This window comes from Paenarthrobacter sp. E2MeOHC11 (assembly GCF_058744955.1).
This window is the reverse complement of record NZ_CP196673.1, coordinates 58,103-80,827: the sequence shown is the minus strand read 5'-3', so window position 1 is coordinate 80,827 and position 22,725 is coordinate 58,103. Positions and strand designations below refer to the sequence as shown.

Sequence of the window (22,725 nt, the reverse complement as noted above, 5' to 3'; positions counted from 1 at the left end):
GAGCAGGGCCAGGGTCGTGGCTGGTGGGCCCTTCGCGTGCTCTGGACTGGGGCTATAGGCTCCTCTCTTGGTTCGTCCGGTAGGTCATGTTTGGCCTACACCTCTTCATGGGTAGGAGGACTGAGCGCAACATGACTTCGAGATCTTGCGTCAAAGATCCTGGGTTTGCCTCGTTCTGGCGTGAGGAGGCCGGGCCGGCCGATATTTTGTCAGGCCAAAGGGGGTGGGACATTCTCCACACCTAAGTCTTCTTTATAGTGACCGATTGCAGCCATTGGCTTGTCTGTTCTTCGGGCTACATCTACTCATGCATGTGAGTTGCCTTGGCGTCACTACGCACTCCAGCTGGTGTGGCACTCCGACGTAAGAGTTCAGTCCCTAATACCGAGTGTTTTCGGGCTGGCTATGTCTGTGTAGTCGTCGAGGCTCTACGAAGTAGTAGTAGAGCGGTCCCGGCGCAGATTTTAGGGAGCTAGTGGAGCCTGCGGAGCATTGTCATCCCACTCGATTGTCGGCTGAGAATGCCTGTCGTGAACTTGCGCATCGAGCTGGCGTTGCCCGTTTAGATCTAAGGTGCTTACCCTCGCGTACCGGAATCGCTGGCGAGTGATGGCCAACTGCTGACTGTGGTCCTGGGGGTAGGGCTAGGCGAAAGGCTCTAGTTAGCCGTCGACGATCACTTTGGCGTTGGCAAAAAGGCCCGCGGACGTCCAGCAGCTCGGCCTAAACAACCCCAACGACCACCGGCTCGCAGCCGCCTCGACGGCAAGCCATCCATCAGCGGCAATTGCAGCCAGCATCCAGGGTGAGGACGCCGTGGGGCGCGCCGAGTGGGAACATTTGGTCTGATATCAGAGGAGTAGTAGGCTGGCCGCACGGCAGAGGCGGTATCCGCTTGCGGCATGGCGAAAGGAACAGTCGGACGTGACAGCGAAGTCCACGGGACGGTCAGTCAAGGCTCTGACATCGGTCAAGCGCGTCAGCCCGACCCAGCAGATCCGGGAGCAGTTGCTGGGGGCGATCGAGCGTGGTGAATACCCACCTGGATCCGCACTACCCTCGGAGCGCGAGCTGTGCGAGACTTTTGGCGTCAGTAGGGTCAGCGTGCGCGAAGCAATCGCCGGGCTTGAAGCGATGAAGGTAATCACCGTTCAGCATGGACGCGGCGCGTTCGTCCAGGAGAGCATCAGCGAGCGATATGCTGGGTCATTTGCCAAATACCTTGAACTGCACCGAGAGCAGTTAATTGAACTGACCAAGGTGCGTGGCGCCCTTGAATCCCTTGCGGCCGAGGAGGCCGCGCGACACGGCGATCGAGATGACCTTCGGGCAATCGAGGAGGCCGAACGCGAGTTCGAGCATGCTGCCAGCGCTGGTGACGGCCTCGACGCCGCCGAACGAGACCGTGCATTCCACCTCGCCATCGCTGATGCGTCGAAGGGTGAGTTGCTACCTCGGCTTATTCACGAACTCAACGATCTTCTGAGTGAGTCTCGCGGAGCCACTTTCGCCCAGAAGGGCCAATTGCAAAAGTCGGTTCAGGATCATCGCGATATCAGCCGGGCGATTGCCGAGGGCGATCCCGCTGCTGCCCGACATGCCGTGGACGTGCACATGACCAGGATTGGCGACTGGCTGTCCACGCTTCCCCACGCTCTCAGTGAGAATGGGCAGCGTTCGCCGGAGTAAGAAGGCCCTAGGCGATACGAGCAGAAGGCAATACAGCGCCCGAGGGGCCAGCTCGTCCTTCGGAAGTCAATGGTCGCGGGGCAGATCTTGGCCGGCCGGACCGGCCCGTGCCTGAAAGGCCTCGGGCCGAGAGCCCCTAACCCGGCCAGGTTCCTCCTTCTCAAATCATCTAGTGGTGGTCCGGGACTCGGAAGCTGGCCGGTCCCGGTGACGGCACAAGCTCCTCGCGAGGTGCGAGGGAGTCCAACGCTGCGGCCAGCACGGGCACCCGACGCCTCAGGAGGGCAACGGCAGCGAGGTACAAGAGGCCGGATGTCAGCGCCGAAATGATGATGTTTGCGTACACCTGGGGCACCATGGCGTTCACAGGCACCCCGACTGCGACGCTGGCTAGCGCTAGCCAGTTGACGCCGTTCCAGTACCAGTAACGGCTGCCCTCCCCTCGGAATAGTGCGGGGACGTCGATTCGCCATCTGGAGGCGATGACGTAGTGCGCGATGAAGACGCCAGCCATCGGCGCAAACAGGTTCCCGAGTTGTCCCATGGCGCCGTCAAACCCGCTGATCAAATGCTGGCTGGTGGAAAGGGCGGTGCCCAGAATCCCCACGATGAGAGTCCCCCAGAACCTGCCCAGATTCTTGAACATGCTGGTCAGTGCGAGGCCTGCAGTGTAGAGATTCTGCACGTTGATGATCCAGGCGTCGAGCACTATGTAGGCCAGGACGAGGGCCAGCAGCCACCCGACGCCGCGGGTCGACTCGACAATTACGCCCAGGGGGCCCTCTGGGGCTTCGCCGCGGACTGCGGCGACGGCATAGCCGCCTATGAAGGAACAAATGAGCTGGCCCACGATCGCGGCGGAGATGGTTCCGATCCACATCTCTGACCGCCTCCGCGTGTAGCGGCAAAAGTCAGCGGCATCCGTGAAATTGGAGAACCACGAGGTGCCCCAAGCGATCATCCAGAAGATGATCAGTGACGTCTTGTCGACGTTCGCGCCGCCGAACGTGAGTGCCTGGTGCGGTGCGAAGCCATCATGAGGGAAGGTCATAAGCAGGTAGACGATGACGGCCGAGAACACGATCTTAAAGATGAATGCGAAGCGGGAGAGTTTCATCAGCGCGTTGTAACCATAGATTGAGACGGTCAGCTGCAAAATTGCACAGCCGACACTGATCCAAAGCACGTCGACCTTGCTGTGGAGCAGCGCTTCCAGCACAACTGCGATACCCGTCGCGGCCGCGACAGTCTGGAAGGCGAACCAATAGACGCTGGAAACGGCCCGCAATGCCGATGTTACGGTCGCCCCACGCACGCCAAAAACGGACCGCATGCTGACCAGTCCGGGAATCGCATAGTCGCTGCCCACGGTAGCGGCCACAAGGTAGGCAGAAAATCCCACGAGAACGCTCAAGATCCCAGCAAGTGTCGCCTCCCACAGGGACATGCCAGATGAGATAAGTAACCCACTGATAGTGATGGTCCCTGGATTTACAAGAAAGTTGAGGACGATGGTGAAGATGTCCCACCACCGAACGGTGCGTAACTCGTCGGGGATCACCTCCACGCCAAACTGCTCCACAGCTTTGGGCTGGCGATACTTCTGGGCAAGCCGTGCTTCCAGTTCAGCTGGTGTTTCGGCCATACGGAACCACCTCATACCTTCGGGATAAACTGGTAAGTTGTATCATATGTGAGCACAATCATATTCGTGAGATATCCAGCTGACAAGAGGGAAAAGGCTAGAGGGCTTGAAACTCGGAGTTCGAATGGTCATTAGAACCCGCGACTTCGGACAGGCTGATTCCGCCTTGGGGGCAGGCTCTTTTCTGCGGCCCGATCAGTATGCAGGCGTGCTCAGCGGACCCGCATCCGTGGACCCGGTGTAACCACGTGCTTCCGACCTGATCGTTTCCAAGAAGCTTCCGAGCCGGGCCCCGCTTGCTCGGCGATATGGATTAGATGCCGCCGTGTTTGCAAGGCGCTGCACCTCCAGCCGGTCCCGTCCCTCACCGGGTTAACTATCCGGGTATTCCCGGCGGCGCCCAAGCACACGGTTCTTTCGCCCTCCACGTGCCGGGTTTCAGCGGGTGCTTGGCAGGCTGGCTCGCCAGGCCGCCGGCTTCAGCGCCGGACGTCTGGGGGATAGTCATTTCGGAGATCTCGGTGGTTCCGCAAGTGCGCTCGGGACCAAGGGGTTAGGTGCCGGTGAGGGGGGATCGTTTTGTCTTGGCTCTGGTTCGACCTTGTGTGGAACAAACCCAAACTTCGTAGCCCTCTGATTTTTCGAATAGGCGCCGTGAATGGTCCTGGCTTAGCCTTAGCCAAAGCACACTTCCGTCATCGGTCGTCATCTCGACACGGCCGCGCCTGGGGGGATTGGATGCATGCCGGATCTCGATGTCAGCGCCTGGAAGGATCCTCCAATCATCGACCCTAACTGTCGGGCCAAATTCTGAGGCTGTTCTTGGGCGATCGTAGGTTGGTGCGGTTGGGTTTTTGAACATCCAGTGGTTCCGTTTCGGTCGGTGCTGCCTGCTGTGGCAGCGACTATCTAAATTGAATTCCCTACTGCCGGCCAAGGGGCGTCACATCACTCTGTGGCACGGTGGGGAAGTCGAAGTTGCTGGCTGCATGGATGGTGCTAGGCCACTCAGGTCCGTCACGGCACGCTAGTGTGTGCATGACCCGGCCAGGTTAGATGGTCGGTTCCGGGCTCTCAGTTTTGAGCCCGGAGAGACCCCTAACATTTTGTATGGCCTCCGCGATGCCAGCAAGGGCGCGGGCTGCGGCCATGCCATCCAGGGCCTGGTGGTCAAATGTGAGCGATAGTGGAAGTAGCGCAGGTCCGTCCGGAGTGACGTGATGTGTAGCCCCGATTCCCAGGATGGCGACTTGGGGAGTATTGAGTACTGGCGTGAACCAGTGAATCCCCAGGCTGCCCAAATTCGAAACAGTAAAAGTCCCACCGGAAAGTTCCGGCAAGGTTATCTGTCCCTCCCGGCATCGTCGGATAAGTTCCCGGCTACATCTGGCCACGTCGAAGATAGACAGCTCGTGGCAGCTGCGTATAACTGGGACCAGTAGGCTCTTTCCGTTGTCGACGGCGAATCCCAAGTCGACGCTTGGATACTGCCTAATTTCGTCTTCAGTTATGGTCGCGTTAACTTCCGGGTACCTCCCCAACGCGCGGGCCACTGCATAGAGGAGCAAATCGTTCATGGATACCGGTGGGGCGCCGGACTCGGCTGCGGACTTCATATCTGCAGCCAGAGCGAGCAGATCCGCAGCGTCAGCATAGCGGGTGAGGGTGACTTGAGCGGTCTCTTGAAGTGAGGATCGCATGCGCTGCCCCGTGATCTTGCGGGCTCCGCGAATTTTCACGACTTTGACAGTCGGATTGCTTATTTCAGGAGGTACAACAGTGGTCATGGCAAATCTACCTTCGAGATGGGTGGGATTTGAAGGGCTTCGAGTCGTTGTCTCGAAGCCCTTCAAGGAACGCAACTACCACTCAGGGGTGGTGATGCTTAGTCGTACAGGGTTGTAGTGACGGGAACGTGGTCGCCGAGCCCTGCCCGGGAGACGATTCCTGCCGCCCGGTCCCGGGCTTCTTCGCGAAGTTCTTTTTCGTTCAGATTTTCAACCTGGCCGTCCCTGAAGACGGGTTTGCCGGCCACCCAGGTCTGAGTGATGCTGGCCGGGCTGGCGGAGTAAACCAAGGCCTGAATCGGATCGGCATAAGGCGTCCATTCGTGGTGGTCAAGGTCAAAGAGGACCATGTCCGCTTGCTTACCGACTTCAAGGGAGCCGATTTCGTCGTCCCACCCCAAGGCCTTCGCGCCGTCAATAGTGGCCATCCGGATCGCTTTCTGGGCTCCGACGAGGTTCGCATCCCGCCGCGCATCCTTGAATAACCCCGCCACGATGTGGATCTGGCGATGAAGATTGAGGTTTCCAGCCGCCGAGACACCATCGGTCCCGAGGCCCACCGTAACGCCGGCCCGCATCATCTCGGGATACTTTCCTATGTCGGCCGCACCCTTGGCGAGCTTGAGCGAGCTTGATGGGCAGAAAGCAACCGAGGTTTGGTGGTCAGCCAACCTTTTAACCTCCTCGTCGCTGACAGCGACTGCATGAGCCAATACCAAATTTGAGCCTAGGCCGCCGTGATTGGCGATTCGCGTGATCGGCCATTCGCCGTGCATTCTGTGACTGACCTGGGCTTCCTCCAAGCTGGTGGCAATATGGTATGTCGTTCCCACGCCCATTTCCGCTGCCAGCTCACGGGCTCCGATATGGAGATCAAGGCTGCAGGGTTCCTTGCCTTCGATGTTGACCCAGCAACGAATGCGGCCATCCGCATAACCGTTCCACTCTTCGACGCTTCGTTTTAGGGTATCGAGCGCAATGTGATGGTTTTCGAAGAAGTGGTGATCCATCATCTCTTCCGACCAGCCATGCGGTGCCTCCTTCGGACGTCGGTCGGCCGCATGGCGACCAACGATGCCGCGGATTCCAATTTCACCGGCAGCACGAGCCGTCAGGCCAGCATCATTCTGTGCCCCCATGTCAAGGAAGCAGGTCGTTCCGCTTCGGAGCATCTCCGCCGCGCCGAGCAGGACGCTCACGCGTTCATCCGCTTCGTCGACATGGGCATAGAAGGGTTTAGCCCAATGGAAGACCCATGCCCGCGTGGCTAGAACATCGGGAAATACGGCACGACTTAGGGTCTCCGATAGATGGACATGGGCATCGATGAAGCCAGGTGTGATGCCGGTTTTTGAACCATCGATAGTCCGGTCGGGGGAGCGACCCTGAAGTCGGGCGCGGACTTCCCGCGTGGTGCCAATATCGGCAATCTTTTTGCCACGTACCAGCACAGCGGCGTCGCGGATGACTTCATCATGACTGTTGGCGGTAATTGCGAACTGCAAGTGTTCGATGAGCGTCGTGATGTCGCCTTCTCTGCTCAAGTTCATTTTCAAGAGGTTTCCTCACCTTGCGATTTTTGGGATTGAGTCTCGCCACAACTATGCGGATACTTATAGGATATCTGTTGTAATACCAGTTTGGAAGATCTACATCCCAAGACCCTGGAGGATTTATGAGGCACGAAGTCGAGGACCGTCTGAGGTCCATGATGGCTGAGCGCGGCATGGATGCACTTCTGTGCCTCTCGCCGGAGAACAACGCATACGCGGCCGGGTTCGTCATACCGTCCCAGCCACTAATGAGGTGGCGTGTTGCCGCCACCCTTCTGCATGTCGACGGGAGAAATGCCATCGTGTGCGTCGATATGGAAGAGACGACCGTACGGGCGGCGGAGCAGAAAGCCGAAATCCGGGTCTGGCGAGAGTTCGTCGATCGACCCATGGAGACTGTCGCCACATTGCTGAAGGACTGGGGCCTCGACAGCGGGCGAGTTGCTGCCGAACTCTCTTATCTCTCTGTTGCCGAACATGCCGAACTATCCCAATTACTGCCCTCGATCCAGTTTTTGCCCGCTGAGGAGCTGTTGGTGCGTGCACGGCAAATCAAGACGCCCTCGGAGATGGCGCTGCTCGAGCGCCTATCTAGAATTTCGGATGAGGCCATCAGGTCTTCCCTTGATTCCGTGAGGGCTGGCAGTTCCGAGATGGATTTGGCAAGCGCTCTCACCCGAAGCGTCTATGAGCAAGGCGCACAGCAGTTCAAGCTCATGATTGTAGCTACGGGAGAGCGTAGCCAGTTGCCGAACGTTGGTCCAAGTAACCGCGTCCTCAAGTCCGGAGACGTCTGTCGTGTCGAGATCTTCTCTGTCATTGATGGGTACCAGGCCGGTGTCTGTCGAACTGCAGTCGTCGGCGATCCGCCGCCAGAGGCAGAACGGATCTATCAGAACCTGGTGGACTGCAAGCAACTGATTCTGGAGGAAATGATTCCGGGCGCGAGCTCAAACAGGGTCTACGAAAAATATCGAGCCAAGTTTGATGAACTCGGTCTGCCTGCCATCTCCTTCGTGGCGCACTCCATTGGCGTTAATCTTCATGAGGCACCGTACTTCGGCCCTTATTCAAACCAGCCGATCGAGGAAGGCATGGTGCTGGGAATGGAGCCTTTGGTGTACAGAAGCGGCTACGGCTTCGGCATGCAGATCAAGGACATGGTCTCGATAGGTGCTACGGGTCCCCGGGTTCTCTCTGACGTCATCGACACGGAAAAGCTGTTCAGGATCGAAGCATGAGCAGCCCCTCAGCTTCCCAGGTCCGCATCGACCACTATGGCCTGAACGTACCAAATTTGGAGCAGGCAGTTTCGTTTTTTCAAGAGGCATTCAACGCGCAGGTTGTTTTCCGGCTCGCTCGGATGCGCGACCCTGATGGCGGGAGCATGCAGCGCATCGGTGCCGATCCTCGGGATGAATTCGAGGTGGTGATGCTGGATCTGGCCGGGCAGCGGCTGGAACTTCTGCAATGGTGGAGCCCGCAGGGGACGAGAAGGCCGCTTGGCGCCACCGGTCACGGTGCCAGCCATCTGGGGATGACTTGCCCTGACCTTGCCGCGACGCTCAACCAACTGCGGCGAATGCCGGGGGTTACCGTGCTTGGTGAGCCGCAGACTTTCACAGAAGGTCCCACTCCAGGCTTGACCAACGCTTTCGTTCTCACGCCGTGGGGGAGCTCCATTGAACTGGTGAACTGGGGTGTCCAGGCGGCTAGGCCTTAATCAGGCAACTACGCCTTCTGGCCCCAACGGGCCCCGCCGATGTGGCCCGGAGGATCCTCCTTCGGGCCACATCGGGAACTCACTCCCCGAGATTCGTTGCACCAGCTCAGAATGCTTGATCGATGGGATCGATCAAGCATTCTGAGCTGTGGTGCTGCCCACCGTGGGCAGTCGAGGGTGTTACCAAGCGGAGCTTGGCCGACTCAAGCGGTAACCGTCGTGGCTCTCACCAGAGGGTCGGAGATGAATCGAAGTTCAAATGCTTCGATTCCGTGAACTCCAGCAGTCCGTCCACACCCTGTTGACGGCCAATGCCGGATTTTTTGAACCCCCCCACTTCCATTTCGCCATAGAAATGGTGGTAGGTATTGATCCAAACAGTTCCTGCTTCGACGCCTCTTCCGACGCGCCAAGCACGGTCAAGGTTGTTCGTCCATAGGCCGCAGGCCAGCCCGAACTCAGTGCTGTTGGCGACATTTATGGCTTCCTCTTCCGTGCTGAACTTCTGGACTGCCAAGACGGGGCCGAAGACTTCTTCCTTGATAAGCCTCGACGTTGAGGGAAGATCGGTGACGATTGTTGGAGCTACGAAGTTCCCCTTGTCATAAGGCTGCTCATCCAGCGGGACACCCCCGGCGACTACTGTTCCGTCCTTATGACCAATCTCGACATACTCCCACACTGTCTTCTTGTGATCTGCGGAAACCAAAGGCCCCATGTCCGTGGCCGGATCCAGACCGTCGCCCACGCGCATCTGTTTCACGCGACCAACGAGTCGCTCCACGAACTCATCGTGAATGCTTTCCTCCAGCAGCAATCGGCTGCCAGCGGTGCAAATTTGACCGGCAGATGAGAATACTGCGTTTTCGGCTCCAGCCAGAGCCTTCTCCATGTTGGCGTCCGCGAAAACGATGTTAGGCGATTTTCCTCCCAGCTCAAGGGAGACCTTTTTCAGGCCGTCGGCAGCACGTTTCATAACGTTGATTCCGGTTACGGAATCGCCGGTGAATGCAACCATCCCGATGCCCTCGTGAGTTACCAGCCGATCACCAACAGTTGCTCCTGGACCCACGACGGCGGCAAGAATGCCATCTGGCAGGTCGTGGTCTTTCGCCAAGAGGCTTAGAGCTTGGACGACGACCGCCGGCGTCAAGCTAGCGGGCTTGACCAAGACGGCGTTTCCTGCGGCCAGCGCGGGTGCCACTGCCCGGATGGTCAAATTGAGAGGATAGTTCCATGGCGTTATGGCTGCGATGACACCTATAGGCTCTCTGAGAACAACGCCATGAACACCGTCTTTAAGTGCACTGGAACGGCCAAAGAGCGATCGGGCACACCCCGCGTTAAATTCAATCATGCTGATGCTACTGAGGACTTCACCCCTAGCCTGGCTGATTGTTTTGCCTTGCTCCCTCGTCAGCAACTCGGCAAGCGCCTCAAGGTTCTGGCGCATCCGCTCTGCCCAGCGGAAAAGGACCCTCGCCCGCAGTGCTCCGTCGTTGCGCCACACGGATTTCCTGAAGGCATGTTCGGCCCTTTCGACCGCTTCGTCCACTTGACCGACTGTGGACGTGGAAACTCGAGCAACAAGCTCACCGGTTGCTGGATCGAAACTGCCCAGAGGATCTGCACCAGCGAACAGGCAAGGATTTGTGCTCGGACCAAGATCCAATGGAGTCCAGGGTCCGCGCTTGGTGAATGATGACACGATTACACACGCTTTCATTAGTGATTGAGGTCCAGGCCGGCCCGTTAGAGGCACGGTTCTCCCGCGCTCAAACAGGGCTTTAGCCTGAACACCTAGTTCGGGAGGAAGTCGTTTGTGAACGACTTGGTGACGTCAAAGTCAGAGGGAAGCTGCCCGATGGAGGCCAGTTGGTCCCGCAGCGTGCTCCAGCGCTCTTCAGTCATCTTGCCGATCTGGCTGCCCAGGTAATCCCCTTGTTGAATGATCCGAGCCGAACCGTCAAAGGTGGCCTCATCGGTATCTTTATTGGATTTCATGATCGACGACTTTGCGTCGGCGGGATTCTTGACGAAATTCTTCCAGCCCTCGATGGATGCGGACACAACCCGGCGGACAACTTCCGGCTGTTCCTTCACCACTTTGTCCGTTGTGAACAGCAATAGACCGTAGGGGTTGTACCCGGCATCCTTAGCTACGCTGAGGATATTGACGTCGATACCCTCCTGCTTCGCGTTGAATACATCTGATGTGACGAAGCATTGCTGGACCAGATTTTCATTGCGTTTGAAGTCAGCAAGGGAGCCCGTGTAATTGATATCCTGGATCTTTTGCAAGTCAAAGTGAGACTTGATGTAGTCGAAGTACGGACTGGGAACCCTTGAGACCTGGTGCCCGTCGATGTCTTTGAAACCATTGATGCCTTGCGATTGATGCGACATCATGCACTGGAGATTCGTGTCATATGCAGCAGCTACGGCCACAATAGGCAATCCATTCTTGCGGGCAAGAAGGACTTCGTCAGCATTGGCGACACCGAAGTCAGCCTGGCCGGCGGCGACTTGGGGGATAGTTTGAATCCCTGGCCCGCCCTGTTTTACATCCAGGGTGACACCGGCATCTTTTCCATACTGGTTTGTCATCGTGTCCCAGTAGCCCCCCTGTTCGGCTTGGGCAAACCAGTTCATGAGGACGGAAACAGTTTGAGGCTTGTCTTGGCTGGGGGAGTCACCGGCGCTGTTTGCGCACGATGTTGTAAAGAATGCGACGACGGCCGCGGTGGCCGCGATCCGAGCCATACCTGAGAATTTCATAATTTCCTTCGGGAGTAACAGATGCTTCCAGTGAAGCTGGAGGGGTCTAGGCGTCATCCTTGAGCGCTGATTCATGCCAGTGTTTGATCAGACGGTTGCCAAGGAGGGTGACGACGATGAAGAACGCGAACCCGAGGAGCGTTGCTGCGAGGACCTCTGCGAAGAGCAGTCCAGTGGCGAGCCGGGATTGTGCGAAAAGTACTTTTACCCCCAAGCCGCCCTCTTCTCCACCGCTGCCGATAATGAATTCGCCCACAATGGCACCCACGACGGCCAAACCCGCCGAAACCCGCAGCCCGGCGAAGATATTCGGGAGAGCGCTCGGCAGCCGCAGCTGGAGGAACTCTGTGGTCCGACTGGCATGGTGCATCCTGAAGAGGTCACGGTGATTCCTGTCCGTCGAGAGGAGTCCCAGCAAAGTGTTGTTCAAGATTGGGAAGACGGAAATCATGAACGCGATCACAATGACTGCCGTCTGGTTGTAGCCGAACCAGAGGACGATGATGGGTGCGACTGCTACCACCGGGACCGTCTGTAGAAGAACAGCGTAGGGATAGAGGCTGCGTTCGAGCATCTTCGATTGGCTCATGATGATCGCTGCCGCAAATCCTACGATGATAGCGAGAGCGAAGCCGGCCGCAGCCTCAAGGAAAGTGATCCGAAGTCCCTGTAGAAGAGTCTCTGGATTCTCGACGATGGCCTGAAGAACCTGTTCAGGTCTGGGAAGCAGATAGTTTCGGTCTCCATAAACGGTGCCAGCGAGAACTGACCATCCGGTGAGGACCAACACTAGGACAATTGCAGGTGGCAGGACGGAGACCAGGACTGATTTGGGTTTAGGTGTCTTGTTTAATTTTTGTCCTGCAGTTCCGTTGGCTGTAACGGGGGCGGACTTTGATAGCTGCGTGGTCATGCGTTTGCCCTTTCACGGAGGCATTCTGATATTTCAACGCTCAGGGCAGTGAACTCAGGAGTTCGACGGAGCTCTGGCGTGCGGGGATACGCAAACGGGACATCGAAGATACGTTCAACGCGGCCAGGACGTGCAGACATGACCACCACTCGGTTGGAAAGGTAAATGGCTTCATAGAGATTGTGGGTGACGAAAACAGAGGTGAACCCTTTTGAAAGCCAGATGTGCAGGAGTTCGTCCTGCAGGATCTCGCGGGTGAGTTCGTCCAAGGCAGAGAACGGTTCGTCCATGAGGAATAGTTCGGGCTGTAGTGCCAGTGCCCTCGCAAGAGACAGACGCATCTTCATTCCGCCTGACAGATTCCTCGGATAGGAGCGTTCAAACCCTTCCAACCCGACCATCTTCAGGGCTGCCGCTACACGCTTGCGCCTTTCGGTCTTGTCGATGCTTTCCAGCTCGCAGATAAGACTCGCGTTTCCCTCGACCGTTCTCCACGGAAGCAGCGTCGCATCCTGGAAAACAAAGGCGCGGCGGTCGTCTTTCGGTATCGCAACCTCACCGGAAGAGGGCGCGGACAGTCCTGCAATAATGCGCAGGAGTGTCGACTTCCCGCAGCCGGAAGGACCGAGAAGGGAGACAAATTCTCCTTTGGCTACCTGCAGCTCAACTGGCTGCAAGGCGATCGTCCCGTTGGGGTACGTTTTCGATGCGCCGGCGACGTCGATGTGTGGATCGTGCGTCATCATGTAGGACTCCTTTGAAGTGGAACTCGTGCAAAGTGCTGGGGAGGCCAGGCGTTTACCGCCAAGCGTTGATTGTCAGTTCTACAACTGGACTGACGTGTTACCTGTGATCTCCATTACTCATGGTTGCCCCGACTTGGACGGTTGTCAAGACAGGTCTGCGTTCTTTGTTTTCTCGTTGTTCGTCAGTCCTTGGGGAGAAATTCCGTTGTGTAAGCGGCGCCAGAGTCGAAGTCCTTTGGGATCAAGCCGACGGACACGAGCTGGTCGCGCAGGACGTTCCAACGCTCGGGCTTCATGGCGCCAACCTTGCTACCTAGGTAACCGCCCTGGGCTATCGTGGTTGCGGAGAAATCAAAAGTTGCTTCATCGGCGTCCGGATTGGCTGCCATGACGGCTGCCTTGGCGTCGGAGGGGTCCTTCAGGAAGTTCTCCCACCCCTGGATGCTCGCCCGTACTACGGCCGCCACGAAGTCTGGCTTTTCCTGCACGGTCTTCTCGGTTGTGAAGAGGACCAGGCCGTAGGGGTTGTAACCACCGTCCTTTGCGACGCTGAGCACATTAATATCGATCCCCTCCTTCTTGGCCTTGAACACATCGCCTGTAACGAAGCCCTGCTGAATCAGCCCATGGTTCCGCTGAAAATCAGCGAACGATCCGGTGAAATTGATTTCCTCAATTTTGTCGAGGGCGAACGTCGCCTTGAGGTAGTCGAAGTACGGCGCCGGCCGTCGGGAAACCTGATGACCGTTGAGATCGTGGAATGAGCTGATGTCAAGATCCTTGTGTGACAGCATGGCGAAGAGGTTCGTGTCATACGCCGCGGCAACTGCGACCACTGGAAGGCCGTTCTTCCTAGCAAGCAGAATTTCATCGGCATTGCCGATGCCGAAGTCCGCTTGGCCAGCCGCCACTTGGGGGATGGTTTGTATTCCGGGTCCGCCCTGTCTCACGTCCAGCATTACGCCGTCGCGCTCTGCGGCTTTCTTTTGCATGGCGTCCCAGTAGCCGCCCTGTTCTGCCTGGGCGAAGTAATTCATTAGTATCGTGGCTGTCTGTTGGGGCGGCGCCTGTGCGGGTTGACCGTTCTGGGAACCGGACCCGGACTGAGTTGTGCTCGCACATCCCGTAGCACTGAGAGCCAGTACGGCCATTGAGGCCAAAAGTCCTGATACGCGTTTGGATCGCATGGTGTCCTTCATAGGAGGGAGCCAGTCGGAGGTGCGCGGCTGAAGCCGCATGTCCCTTCCGCTAGCGGAATCAGTGAGCGCCGATGTCACCGGCGGGAGAAAAACACCCTTCAACAACTGGCATGACATGTGATATGTTTCACCGTGTTCCCAATATTTGATTCATCCCTCACGAAAGTCAAGGGGGCCAGCGTGCTTGATTTCGCCGTCGCGAACACGAGCCGGGCACCCGGCTTCGCCGTCAAAATATCCCTAAGTGGCGCGGGCATGCGCCGCAAACATCGCGAGTAAGGGCAAAGATGCCGTTTATTGAAATCCATATGTTCGAAGGGCGAACTGCAGAGCAGAAGCGCGCCCTGACCAAAGCAGTAACAGAGGCAATGGTCGAGCACGCAGGCGCCAAGGCGGAAGGCCTGCACGTTGCCATTTCCGAGTACTCACTAGACAATTGGGCGCGCGCCGGCGTCCTCGGCATCGATAGGACGGACATCTGATGCAAGAATCACCGCTGGGTGGACTGCCCCGGGAATCTGCTGCCCTTCTTGTTATCGATCCACAGAATGCCTTTGTTCATCCCGAGGGCACGCTGGGCTTGTCCGGGGTAAATATTGCCCCTGCCCAACATGCGATGAAGTCCATCCGACGTCTTGCAGAGCAGTTCAAAGCGGCAGGTCTTCCCGTCATTTGGACCCAACAAATACATCTGGAAAAGGACGTCTCACGGGATGCCAAAGTGCTCGCTTCCCACACTCAGAAAAGGGCCCGCGTCTCCGCGCTCTCGGGTACGTGGGACGCAGATTTCGTGGACGAAGTAGCGGACCTCGTCGATGACCCCACGTATGTCGTAACCAAACATCGCTTTGGTGCCTTCTACGAAACGCGTCTGGATTCCTTGTTGCGGATGCTCGGCGTCCGGACGCTGTTCGTCACCGGCGTGACGGCCAACGCCTGCGTGGAAACTACCCTGCGCGAGGCGTATCTGCGGGATTACGATGTCGTAGCCGTGAAGGACGGAATCGCCGCTGTCAGGCCCGAATGGATTGACACTGCCGAAGCCGTGTGGCGTCAGTACCTTGGGGTGGTGGCAAACGAGGAGGAAGTCCTCGGCTGGCTTGCCCGAGGCAGCCGCCCCCAAGCTTTGGGGCTGCATCACCTGCTCTTAGAGACGAAGGACCTGGAAGCTGCTGAAAGCTTCTACTTTGAAGTTCTTGGATTCAACGAACGAAAACGTGAAGACTTCCGGGACGGGCGAAAGTTCGTTGCAACGCACCAAGGGCTGGCTCTTGTTGAGCGAGCTTCCGAAGCCACTGGCACAGGTGGGACTCTGGAGCACCTTTGCTTCCGGGCCCGTGGGATAGATGCCATTGCCAATCGCGCCATGGCCGCAGGACACCGGATCGTTAGGGGCCCTGGCCCCGGGCCCTATGGCCACACCGTCTACATCGAGGACCCGGACGGAAATGAAATCGAGCTGTTTGACATACCTACGACGACTTCCGGCTCTGGCTCCTAACAACCCAAAACTTCTGCAGCAGCAAAGGCGAAGACATGAAAATCACTGACATCAAAGTTCACCTGGTCCGTCTCCCGGCCCGGCGGGACCACAACTGGGCTTCCAAAATGTCCACTCCCATCGGTCACACGGCGATTATCGAGATTGAGACCGACGCCGATGTTACCGGCTGGGGTGAGGCACCTGCAGGCGCAACCTGGGGCGGAGCGCACATGAGGTACTACGGCGAGTCGCCCGAAACGGTGCGCCTCATTATTGAGAACTACCTCCTGCCGGCTGTCAAGGGCCTGGACCCAGTCGAGATTTCACTGATCCACACGGCAATGGACAAAGTCATCAAGGGCCATCCTTACGCGAAGGCAGCCATTGACATTGCTTGTTATGACATCGCAGGCAAGTTCTTGGGCGTCCCCGTCAGCACCCTGTTGGGGGGTGCGCACAAGAACTCGATCGAAGTAGCGCATTCCTTGGGCATCATGGAGTTGGAGAAGTGCTATGCGGAGGCAGAGGCTGCGGTTTCCGAAGGGGCATTGACTATCAAATGCAAAACTGGGCTCGATGCCGAGCGAGATGTGACTCTGGTCCGCGAACTTCGTAAGCGCCTCGGTGACGACATCAAGATCCGGGTAGACGGCAATGAAGGCTATGCCTCGGTCTCTGAGGCTGTCGCTGTCACCTTGCGGCAGGAAGAGTACGACATCCTCCTGTGCGAGCAGCCGGTTATTGGCGCGGCGGGACTGGCAAAGGTCGCTGAGCGGATCAGTTCACCCGTTATGGCAGATGAATCAGCGTGGAACGTCCAAGACATCCTCGAATTGAATTCGTTGAACGCCGCTGCCTGCATTTCCCTGTACGTGACCAAACCAGGAGGACTTTTCAAGGCCCGTCAGGTTGCAGATCTTGCAGAGCAGCTGGGCATGTACAGCGATATCGGTGGTTCCATCGAAACCGGCATCGGGAACGCGGCCAACCTCCACCTGGCCAGCGCCACAAAGATCGCTACCTTACCCAGTGTTTGCCCCGTATCCACACCCGAAGGAGCGGGCGGCCCATCAACGGCCGGCATCTACTACTTGGACGATGTCATCATTACGCCATTCAAATTCGAAAACGGTCGGGTCTTCGCTCCTGAGGGTCCAGGCCTCGGAATCGAGGTTGACCGGGAGAAACTGGCCAGGTACTCGGTATGACCATTGCAGTCCTTGGTGCTGGAGGTGGCGGACTGTCTGCGGCCGTCGAGTTAACCGCGGCGGGCCACGATGTAGTCCTGTGGAATCGCAACCCTGACAGACTCGCCCCTCATGTCGATCAACACGTTCGTTACCGGGGAGTTTTCGGTGAAGGCGCCGCCAAAATCAGCGCCATGACCTCGGACCTCCATGCCGCAATAGACGGTGCCGCGGCAGTGGCTGTTTGCCTGCCGAGCGTTGTCCATGCACGTCTCTTTCAGGAATTGGCGACCGAAAAGTGTTCGGTGCCAATCATCCTGAATCCTGGACACACGGGAGGAGCGCTGCATCTTCGTGCAGTGTTCGCCAGTGCCGGCGTCTCGGTCCCCCCAGTAGCAGAGTTCTCGACTTTGACCTACGTTGCCCGGGTAGATACAACGGGAGCCGTCAACATCAGCGGGCGGGCAAACCAAGTCCGTGTTGCGGCTCTGCCAGGTGGCGCCGACGCAGTCTTGAAGGCAAAATCACTGTTCCCGGGATGCGCCGAAGTCTCCGACGTACTGGCCTCCAGTCTGTCCAATGTCAATCTGGTCCTCCACCCGCCAGGGGCGGTACTAGGGGCATCCTGGGTGGAGGCCACGGGCGGAGACTTCACCTTTTATGTTGAAGGAATGACTGCGGGAGTAGGGCGCGTCCTGAATCAGCTGGACATGGAGAGATTGGAAGTGGCTAGAGCCTTTGGCCACGAACTTCCACCGCTGTCGACGGAGATGGCAGCCATTGGCACAGTGGACGAAACTGCCGCTCAAGCGGGCAACACTGTCGAGGCAATCAGGGGTGGCGCTGCCAATGCTGCCATCGCAGCGCCGGACTCTTTCTCCCACCGTTATTACCAAGAAGATCTGGCGTTCGGTTTACTGCCTTTCGTTGAACTGGCTCGAATAGCGCAGACGCCTGTTCCTGTAGCCGAAGCATTGTTGAAGCTTGGTGCTACTGCTGTCGGAGGGGACCTGCTGGCGGCCGGTTTGGATGCTGGACGTCTCGGTTTGAAGGGTATGACGCGGGACGGGCTCATTGAGTCCGTACGGGTATAGGAGCAAGGTCTGACTCAACTTGGCGACAGCCAAGGAAGGAAGTGAACTACGTGAAGCTGGACAACCGAAAAATCGCAGTGATCGGCGGTGACGAGCGTGAGCAAGAAATTGCCAGGCTTGCCGCGCTTACAGGAGCCAGGGTCAGCGGCTATGGCTTTCCTTGGCCTGAGGGCGGAGTAGACGGGGTTACGTTGGAAGACTCGGCGCGGGAGGCCTTGGAGGGGGCGGACTACGCACTGTTCCCCATCCCGGGCCAAGCTCTGGACGGCACCTTGTTCGCCCCCTTGTCGCCGGAACCGATTCGACCTGACAAAGATTTGCTGTCCGTGATGAATCCCGGGTCATGGATTATCTTGGGATGGCCTAATGAAGAATTGAAAGCGGCCGCAACGGCCCACGGTGTCCGCTTCAGTGAATATGAGCATGACGTTGAACTGATGTTGTTGAGAGCTCCGGCAATCGTTGAAGGTGCCTTGGGCCAGGTCATCGCCAATACGGACATCACCATCCACAACTCAGACGTCCTGGTCATCGGTCACGGGAACATAGGGCGCATGCTCGCGCGGACTCTCGTTCTGTTGGGTGCCCGTGTGCATGTGGCGGCACGGAACCCCGTCCAGCGTGCAGACGCCCTGGCGGCAGGGTGCGTTCCTCACGACCTGGATGAAATTTCGAACGTCGCCCCCACCGTGTGCATGGTCTTTTCCACGGTCCCTTCCTCCGTCATGGACCGTGAAAAACTCGCCCTATTGCCACCCAAATCCTTAGTCATGGATCTTTCAGCCCCGCCAGGGGGGCTGGATCTTAACGCTGCCCGCGGACTTGGACATACTGCAGTGTGGGCACGGGGCCTTGGCCGGAGGGCTCCCATAACTGTGGGTGCAAGCCAATGGAGTGGTATCGCCAAACGCATTGAGGCCATAGAAGGAGACAAGAACTCATGAAGGTGGACCTGGTCCTGAAGAACGCCCGTCTCGTTGATCATGCTGGCGAACAGCGTGGAGCCCTGGCAATCTCCGGCGGACGGATCGTAGCTATCGGCGATGACGCATTGTTCACAGATGCCGACCGAATCATCGACGTTGGCGGCAAAGTAGTCATGCCAGGGGTAGTGGACCCTCATTGTCACTTGGGCGTGAACTACGGCTATGACGACGACATGCGCACTGAAACGGCCGCCGCAGCCCGAGGCGGTGTTACAACCATCCTGCTGTTCATTCGGAATATGGAAGGTTCGTACGTTCCGTTCTACAAAGACAGGAGGGAACGGGGCGAAGCCAACGCCGTCATCGACTTCGGCTTCCACTTCGGGATTCAGCGTGAAGAGCATGTGGCAGAGATTCCCGAAATTGCCAGACTGACCGGTGTTCAGTCGTTCAAGTGCCATATGGGCTATGAACCGGGAAATCCCATCGGTATTGTTTCTTCGACAGACGCTTGGGTGTTCGGGGCAATGCAGGAAGCCGCCAAACTTCCCAACGGAATCGTCTCTGTACATTGCGAAAACACCGAACTCGTCCAGCTTCTGAAGAAGGACATGATCGCGACCGGGCGACAGGATCTGGCCGCATACACCGAGTCGCGTCCCGTCTTCGTCGAGGAAGAGGCGATCGCGAGGATGATTAAGTTCTCGGAAATCACGGGCTGTCCTTTGTATATTGTCCATACAACTGCTGCTAAAGGGCCGGTCATGGCGAGCGAAGCCCGTACCCGGGGGATCGATGTCACTGTTGAAACCTGCCCGCATTACCTGACTCGGACTGCCTATGACAACGATCTGAGTGCAACCGCCAAAATTTCTCCCCCCTTGAGGGATCAGGTGCAACTGGAGGGTCTCTGGGAGGGAGTCCTTGGAGGCGGAGTGGGAACCTTGGGAACCGACCATGTTCCCTTCAAGAAGAATGGCGGAGACCTATGGACGGAGAAGCCCGGCGTAGTCACGTTTCCGTGGGAGCTTTCACTGATGCTTCATTTCGGGGTTCATCAGCGGGGAATGTCACTCTCACGGTTGGTGGAGCTCAATTCCTACAACCCTGCCCGTCGTTTCGGACTGTATCCACAGAAGGGTGCCTTGGCCGTAGGCTCGGATGCTGATCTGGTAGTCGTGGATTTGGAAGAAGAACGGGTTGTTGAGCATGACGGGAAGGGCACGTGCCTTTACGAAGGCTGGAATCTGAGAGGCTGGCCTGTCATGACAATCTCCCGTGGGGACATCGTCTACGACCGCGACCAGGAGGCTGAAGCAGCCTTTGGTCGCGGGCTCTGCGTCAGCGTTCCCGACTCAGAGCGTGGGAACGACGCATGATTACGGAGGTAGGAACGGGGCGGCGCGTCCTCAGGTCGGTGTCAATCCACTTCATGTGGGACCAACTGCCCATGCCCGAGCGGGTCTGGGCGGCAGCTCGTGCCGGTTTCGACCTGGTGGATCTCTGGGACTGGCGGAACGTCGATATCGACTCCATCGCGAGAGCCGCTCACGAATCCGGTGTAGGAATCAACGGTTTCTTCGGTAACAGAGAGTTTTCAGCCTGCGACCCTGCGCAGCGAGAATCCTTTGTACAGGAAGTCAGGGAATCGCTGGAATGCGCAGTGCGAGTCGGCGCACGCCAACTTCATCTGTTCTCCAATGCCATTCGTCCGGGTGGAGTCGTGGTTCCTGGACCGCCTGTTCCAGCGAGCTCCTTGCAACAAGCCTGCGTGGACGCTCTGCGCGAAGTCGCTCCGCTGGCTGAGGCCGCCGGCGTTACGCTCATCTTGGAACACTTGAATGAGGTGTTTTTGCCGGGCTACCTCTGGATCGGCGCAGGGTCAGTTGTTGACATCGCACGTGAAGTAGACCACCCGAACGTGATGGTTGTCTTTGATGCGTACCACCAGCAACTCGGGCAGGGCCGGCTCGGAGAGCACCTGCTGGCCGCCATGCCGTATTTGGGACGCGTGGACATAGCCGGGGTCCCCGGCCGGCATGAACCGGGGGTAGGAGAAATCGACTTTAGTTACCTTCGTGAGCTGCTCGATCAAGAAAAATGGCACGGCACGGTCACCTTCGAGGTGATGCCCAGTAACGGAAATCCGGCCAAGGCCGTGGAGATGATCGACCAGATGTTCCCTCTGTCTTGGTGCCGGCGAGGTGAGGCCGAGTGATGCCCACCGGACTTTTGTCAGACTGCGTGGCCGTCGTCACCGGAGCCGGATCAAGGGGAGGCCAGGGAGAAGCTGAGGCCAGACTTCTTGCACTCAATGGCTCGAAGGTCATACTCGTGGACCTGGAGACATCAGAGGGGGCGTCCATAGCAACTGAGATCGGGCCGGAAAAGGCCCAGTTCTTTGCTATGGACGTTACAGACGCGACAGCGTGGAACCGGCTAGCTACCCTGATCCGTGAGAACTTTCCAACGATCGATATTCTCGTCTACAACGCCGGGATCTGGCTCGATAAGGGTGTTTTTGATACCTCGCCTGAGGAGTACCGCCGCGTCGTCGAGGTCAACCAGACAGGTGTATATCTGGGAATGCACACGCTCGGTCCCCTGATGCAGGAGAGCGGAGGCGGATCCATAATCAACACGTGCTCGACGTCCGGCTTGAAGGGAGCAGGCATGCCGCACGCCTACGCTGCCAGCAAGTGGGCTGTGCGCGGAATGTCCCGAGCGGCAGCCTACGAACTGGCGGCCTTTGGCATCAGAGTTAACGCCATTTGCCCAGGTGTGATTGATACTCCAATGATCGAAGGGGGCCCTGGTGTTCTGAGCGTGATTGCTGAAACGATCCCCTCGGGAAGGGTCGGTAAGCCAGAAGATGTGGCGCAACTTGTCCTTTTCCTGGCCTCCCACGCAAGCAGCCACATTTCCGGAGCAGAAATTGCAATCGATGCAGCCGTCTCCGCCTAGGATCCAGTACGCCATATATTGCTTGGACGGGCCCAATCGGCAGGAGCTAAGGGCGCGAAACTTGAAGTCGCATAAGTGCCACATTGAGCATTGGGCGCCGCACATCATTATGAGTGGGCCGCTTTTGGCCGCCGACGGAAAAAGCCGTGAAGGGCAACTCTACGTCATTGAAGTCGAGAGCGCCGACGAAGCTCGTCGATTTGTTCATGACGACCCGTTCACAATCGCCAAGATCTTCACCCAGATTTCCATCCAGCGATTCTCCCCTAGAATTCACATGGGTCGCAGAACAAAAGACGCGCAGCTAATTGTTTGACGGATCTTCAGAATGCTTCTTCCTTTCCGCCGGGACCGCATTCCAAGGTGGAGTCGGTGACGGAGAACCCGCGGGTGCCGGCGACGGTACTGGGGGAGGGTGTGGGCTGGTTCCCGGTCGTTGGCCTGGTTCGGGGAGAACATGACCTGGGCTCGGTCGGCCGGATAAGGCACTTGCTGATCCAGCGGACAGGGTCAATTGCGAACCCGGGGAGCATGCCCAATGCGACCTGTGGTTCCTGGAGGTGCGGATATCCGTCGGGACCGGAAAGCCCGGGTTTTGTCGGTGCTGGTGATGGTGTGCTCGCATTCGTGGTTCACTATGGCCCGGATGCTCCCGACCCGGATGTTCATTGGACCCGCTGGCTCTGATGTTGGACCTGATCGGTTCCCTTGGCGGGTTGCCGCGGCGGCAGATCTTGGATAGCAAAACGGCCATCGGCCGTGGAACAGCTATGGCGCCGGAGTCGCTGCCTTCGCGGGGTCCTCGCGACCAGGATAGACAGACGGTTGGTCCGGCGAACCGGGGGCCGGCCACGGAACTGCTCGCCCAGGACAGGCCGCGATGTTGCCGCTGCCTCCGGTTCCGCCGTGACAGGGTTCGCTGCGAGAGTCAGGATCCATCGGGACAACTACGGCCGGATGGGGTCCAGAGACTACTCCGTGAAACCGCAGGCGATCGGCAGGTCCGTCGATGACACCGCGAACCTCTGCTGTCAGTTC

21 protein-coding genes and 1 pseudogene are annotated in these 22,725 nt (G+C 58.0%); 14 read left to right on the top strand and 8 right to left on the bottom strand.

Features of this window, described 5'->3' with window-relative positions; translation table 11 throughout:
- The first annotated feature begins 687 nt into the window (after positions 1 to 687).
- Both ACSSVG_RS00380 and ACSSVG_RS00375 read left to right on the top strand, forming a co-directional pair.
- Complete coding sequence (locus ACSSVG_RS00380) at positions 688 to 849, top strand: hypothetical protein (protein WP_231341081.1); 162 nt, start codon at positions 688 to 690, stop codon at positions 847 to 849.
- 75 nt (positions 850 to 924) lie between these two features.
- On the top strand, positions 925 to 1,689 hold the full coding sequence (locus ACSSVG_RS00375; RefSeq protein WP_231341080.1) for a FadR/GntR family transcriptional regulator: 765 nt from the start codon (positions 925 to 927) through the stop codon (positions 1,687 to 1,689).
- Positions 1,690 to 1,858: 169 nt separating this feature from the next.
- Here ACSSVG_RS00375 and ACSSVG_RS00370 read toward each other — a convergent pair whose 3' ends face one another.
- The 3 genes from ACSSVG_RS00370 to ACSSVG_RS00360 all read right to left on the bottom strand — a co-directional run bounded on the left by ACSSVG_RS00370 (position 1,859) and on the right by ACSSVG_RS00360 (position 6,671).
- A complete protein-coding gene (locus ACSSVG_RS00370; protein ID WP_231341079.1) occupies positions 1,859 to 3,334 on the bottom strand; it encodes a purine-cytosine permease family protein in 1,476 nt (491 codons plus the stop codon).
- Positions 3,335 to 4,386: 1,052 nt separating this feature from the next.
- On the bottom strand, positions 4,387 to 5,121 hold the full coding sequence (locus tag ACSSVG_RS00365; RefSeq protein WP_492416717.1) for a 2-oxo acid dehydrogenase subunit E2: 735 nt from the start codon (positions 5,119 to 5,121) through the stop codon (positions 4,387 to 4,389).
- Positions 5,122 to 5,219: 98 nt separating this feature from the next.
- The gene (locus tag ACSSVG_RS00360; protein ID WP_231341100.1) at positions 5,220 to 6,671 is read right to left on the bottom strand and encodes an amidohydrolase family protein; all 1,452 of its coding nucleotides are present in this window, start codon (positions 6,669 to 6,671) and stop codon (positions 5,220 to 5,222) included.
- A gap of 158 nt (positions 6,672 to 6,829) precedes the next feature.
- On the opposite strand from ACSSVG_RS00360, the gene ACSSVG_RS00355 reads away from it, so the two are divergent.
- Together ACSSVG_RS00355 and ACSSVG_RS00350 are read left to right on the top strand one after the other, a co-directional pair.
- Complete coding sequence (locus ACSSVG_RS00355) at positions 6,830 to 7,915, top strand: M24 family metallopeptidase (RefSeq protein WP_231341077.1); 1,086 nt, start codon at positions 6,830 to 6,832, stop codon at positions 7,913 to 7,915.
- Entirely contained in the window at positions 7,912 to 8,397 is a 486-nt protein-coding gene (locus ACSSVG_RS00350) for a VOC family protein (protein WP_374110801.1), read from the top strand. The genes ACSSVG_RS00355 and ACSSVG_RS00350 overlap by 4 nt, the downstream gene beginning before the upstream one ends.
- Before the next feature lie 226 nt (positions 8,398 to 8,623).
- Here ACSSVG_RS00350 and ACSSVG_RS00345 read toward each other — a convergent pair whose 3' ends face one another.
- The 5 genes from ACSSVG_RS00345 to ACSSVG_RS00325 all read right to left on the bottom strand — a co-directional run bounded on the left by ACSSVG_RS00345 (position 8,624) and on the right by ACSSVG_RS00325 (position 13,871).
- The gene (locus ACSSVG_RS00345) at positions 8,624 to 9,952 is read right to left on the bottom strand and encodes an aldehyde dehydrogenase family protein (protein WP_231341075.1); all 1,329 of its coding nucleotides are present in this window, start codon (positions 9,950 to 9,952) and stop codon (positions 8,624 to 8,626) included.
- A 245-nt stretch (positions 9,953 to 10,197) separates the two neighbouring features.
- Positions 10,198 to 11,175 (bottom strand): ABC transporter substrate-binding protein, encoded by a 978-nt coding sequence (locus tag ACSSVG_RS00340; RefSeq protein ID WP_231341074.1) that lies wholly within the window; start codon positions 11,173 to 11,175, stop codon positions 10,198 to 10,200.
- Between the two features lie 46 nt (positions 11,176 to 11,221).
- Positions 11,222 to 12,088 carry an ABC transporter permease gene (locus ACSSVG_RS00335; RefSeq protein WP_492416714.1) on the bottom strand — a complete coding sequence of 289 codons (867 nt, stop codon included), beginning with the start codon at positions 12,086 to 12,088 and terminating at the stop codon, positions 11,222 to 11,224.
- A complete protein-coding gene (locus ACSSVG_RS00330) occupies positions 12,085 to 12,834 on the bottom strand; it encodes an ABC transporter ATP-binding protein (protein ID WP_492416712.1) in 750 nt (249 codons plus the stop codon). Before ACSSVG_RS00330 ends, ACSSVG_RS00335 begins: the two co-directional genes overlap by 4 nt.
- A gap of 182 nt (positions 12,835 to 13,016) precedes the next feature.
- Positions 13,017 to 13,871, bottom strand: a complete 855-nt coding sequence (locus tag ACSSVG_RS00325; RefSeq protein ID WP_231341071.1) for an ABC transporter substrate-binding protein — start codon at positions 13,869 to 13,871, stop codon at positions 13,017 to 13,019.
- A gap of 449 nt (positions 13,872 to 14,320) precedes the next feature.
- Between ACSSVG_RS00325 and thmT the strand changes: the two genes are divergently transcribed.
- From thmT to ACSSVG_RS00275, 10 genes and pseudogenes are all read left to right on the top strand, one after another.
- The gene (gene thmT, locus ACSSVG_RS00320) at positions 14,321 to 14,515 is read left to right on the top strand and encodes a 2-hydroxymuconate tautomerase (protein ID WP_231341070.1); all 195 of its coding nucleotides are present in this window, start codon (positions 14,321 to 14,323) and stop codon (positions 14,513 to 14,515) included.
- Positions 14,515 to 15,534, top strand: a complete 1,020-nt coding sequence (locus tag ACSSVG_RS00315; protein ID WP_231341069.1) for an isochorismatase family protein — start codon at positions 14,515 to 14,517, stop codon at positions 15,532 to 15,534. Before thmT ends, ACSSVG_RS00315 begins: the two co-directional genes overlap by 1 nt.
- Positions 15,535 to 15,569: 35 nt before the next feature.
- On the top strand, positions 15,570 to 16,724 hold the full coding sequence (locus tag ACSSVG_RS00310; protein WP_231341068.1) for a mandelate racemase/muconate lactonizing enzyme family protein: 1,155 nt from the start codon (positions 15,570 to 15,572) through the stop codon (positions 16,722 to 16,724).
- Positions 16,721 to 16,936 (top strand): annotated as a pseudogene (locus ACSSVG_RS00305) (2-dehydropantoate 2-reductase N-terminal domain-containing protein); the annotation flags it as partial. The gene ACSSVG_RS00310 and the pseudogene ACSSVG_RS00305, both read left to right, overlap by 4 nt.
- A gap of 72 nt (positions 16,937 to 17,008) precedes the next feature.
- Complete coding sequence (locus ACSSVG_RS00300) at positions 17,009 to 17,797, top strand: NAD/NADP octopine/nopaline dehydrogenase family protein (RefSeq protein WP_492419285.1); 789 nt, start codon at positions 17,009 to 17,011, stop codon at positions 17,795 to 17,797.
- 41 nt (positions 17,798 to 17,838) lie between these two features.
- Positions 17,839 to 18,741 carry a dipicolinate synthase subunit DpsA gene (locus ACSSVG_RS00295; RefSeq protein WP_231341066.1) on the top strand — a complete coding sequence of 301 codons (903 nt, stop codon included), beginning with the start codon at positions 17,839 to 17,841 and terminating at the stop codon, positions 18,739 to 18,741.
- Entirely contained in the window at positions 18,738 to 20,102 is a 1,365-nt protein-coding gene (locus tag ACSSVG_RS00290) for a dihydroorotase (protein ID WP_231341065.1), read from the top strand. Before ACSSVG_RS00295 ends, ACSSVG_RS00290 begins: the two co-directional genes overlap by 4 nt.
- A gap of 71 nt (positions 20,103 to 20,173) precedes the next feature.
- The gene (locus ACSSVG_RS00285) at positions 20,174 to 20,941 is read left to right on the top strand and encodes a TIM barrel protein (RefSeq protein WP_253468017.1); all 768 of its coding nucleotides are present in this window, start codon (positions 20,174 to 20,176) and stop codon (positions 20,939 to 20,941) included.
- A gap of 26 nt (positions 20,942 to 20,967) precedes the next feature.
- Entirely contained in the window at positions 20,968 to 21,687 is a 720-nt protein-coding gene (locus ACSSVG_RS00280) for an SDR family NAD(P)-dependent oxidoreductase (RefSeq protein WP_231341063.1), read from the top strand.
- Between the two features lie 61 nt (positions 21,688 to 21,748).
- On the top strand, positions 21,749 to 22,003 hold the full coding sequence (locus tag ACSSVG_RS00275; RefSeq protein ID WP_231341062.1) for a YciI family protein: 255 nt from the start codon (positions 21,749 to 21,751) through the stop codon (positions 22,001 to 22,003).
- The last annotated feature ends 722 nt before the right edge of the window (positions 22,004 to 22,725 follow it).

Coding starts and splice junctions, on each gene's coding strand:
- ACSSVG_RS00285 (WP_253468017.1), top strand. CDS start 20,174: ATGCCCGAGCGGGTCTGGGCGGCAGCTCGTGCCGGTTTCGACCTGGTG.
- ACSSVG_RS00340 (WP_231341074.1), bottom strand. CDS start 11,175: ATGAAATTCTCAGGTATGGCTCGGATCGCGGCCACCGCGGCCGTCGTC.
- ACSSVG_RS00355 (WP_231341077.1), top strand. CDS start 6,830: ATGATGGCTGAGCGCGGCATGGATGCACTTCTGTGCCTCTCGCCGGAG.
- ACSSVG_RS00325 (WP_231341071.1), bottom strand. CDS start 13,871: ATGAATTACTTCGCCCAGGCAGAACAGGGCGGCTACTGGGACGCCATG.
- ACSSVG_RS00365 (WP_492416717.1), bottom strand. CDS start 5,121: ATGACCACTGTTGTACCTCCTGAAATAAGCAATCCGACTGTCAAAGTC.
- ACSSVG_RS00315 (WP_231341069.1), top strand. CDS start 14,515: ATGCAAGAATCACCGCTGGGTGGACTGCCCCGGGAATCTGCTGCCCTT.
- ACSSVG_RS00360 (WP_231341100.1), bottom strand. CDS start 6,671: ATGAACTTGAGCAGAGAAGGCGACATCACGACGCTCATCGAACACTTG.
- ACSSVG_RS00290 (WP_231341065.1), top strand. CDS start 18,738: ATGAAGGTGGACCTGGTCCTGAAGAACGCCCGTCTCGTTGATCATGCT.
- ACSSVG_RS00370 (WP_231341079.1), bottom strand. CDS start 3,334: ATGGCCGAAACACCAGCTGAACTGGAAGCACGGCTTGCCCAGAAGTAT.
- ACSSVG_RS00335 (WP_492416714.1), bottom strand. CDS start 12,088: ATGACCACGCAGCTATCAAAGTCCGCCCCCGTTACAGCCAACGGAACT.
- thmT (WP_231341070.1), top strand. CDS start 14,321: ATGCCGTTTATTGAAATCCATATGTTCGAAGGGCGAACTGCAGAGCAG.
- ACSSVG_RS00310 (WP_231341068.1), top strand. CDS start 15,570: ATGAAAATCACTGACATCAAAGTTCACCTGGTCCGTCTCCCGGCCCGG.
- ACSSVG_RS00330 (WP_492416712.1), bottom strand. CDS start 12,834: ATGATGACGCACGATCCACACATCGACGTCGCCGGCGCATCGAAAACG.
- ACSSVG_RS00350 (WP_374110801.1), top strand. CDS start 7,912: ATGAGCAGCCCCTCAGCTTCCCAGGTCCGCATCGACCACTATGGCCTG.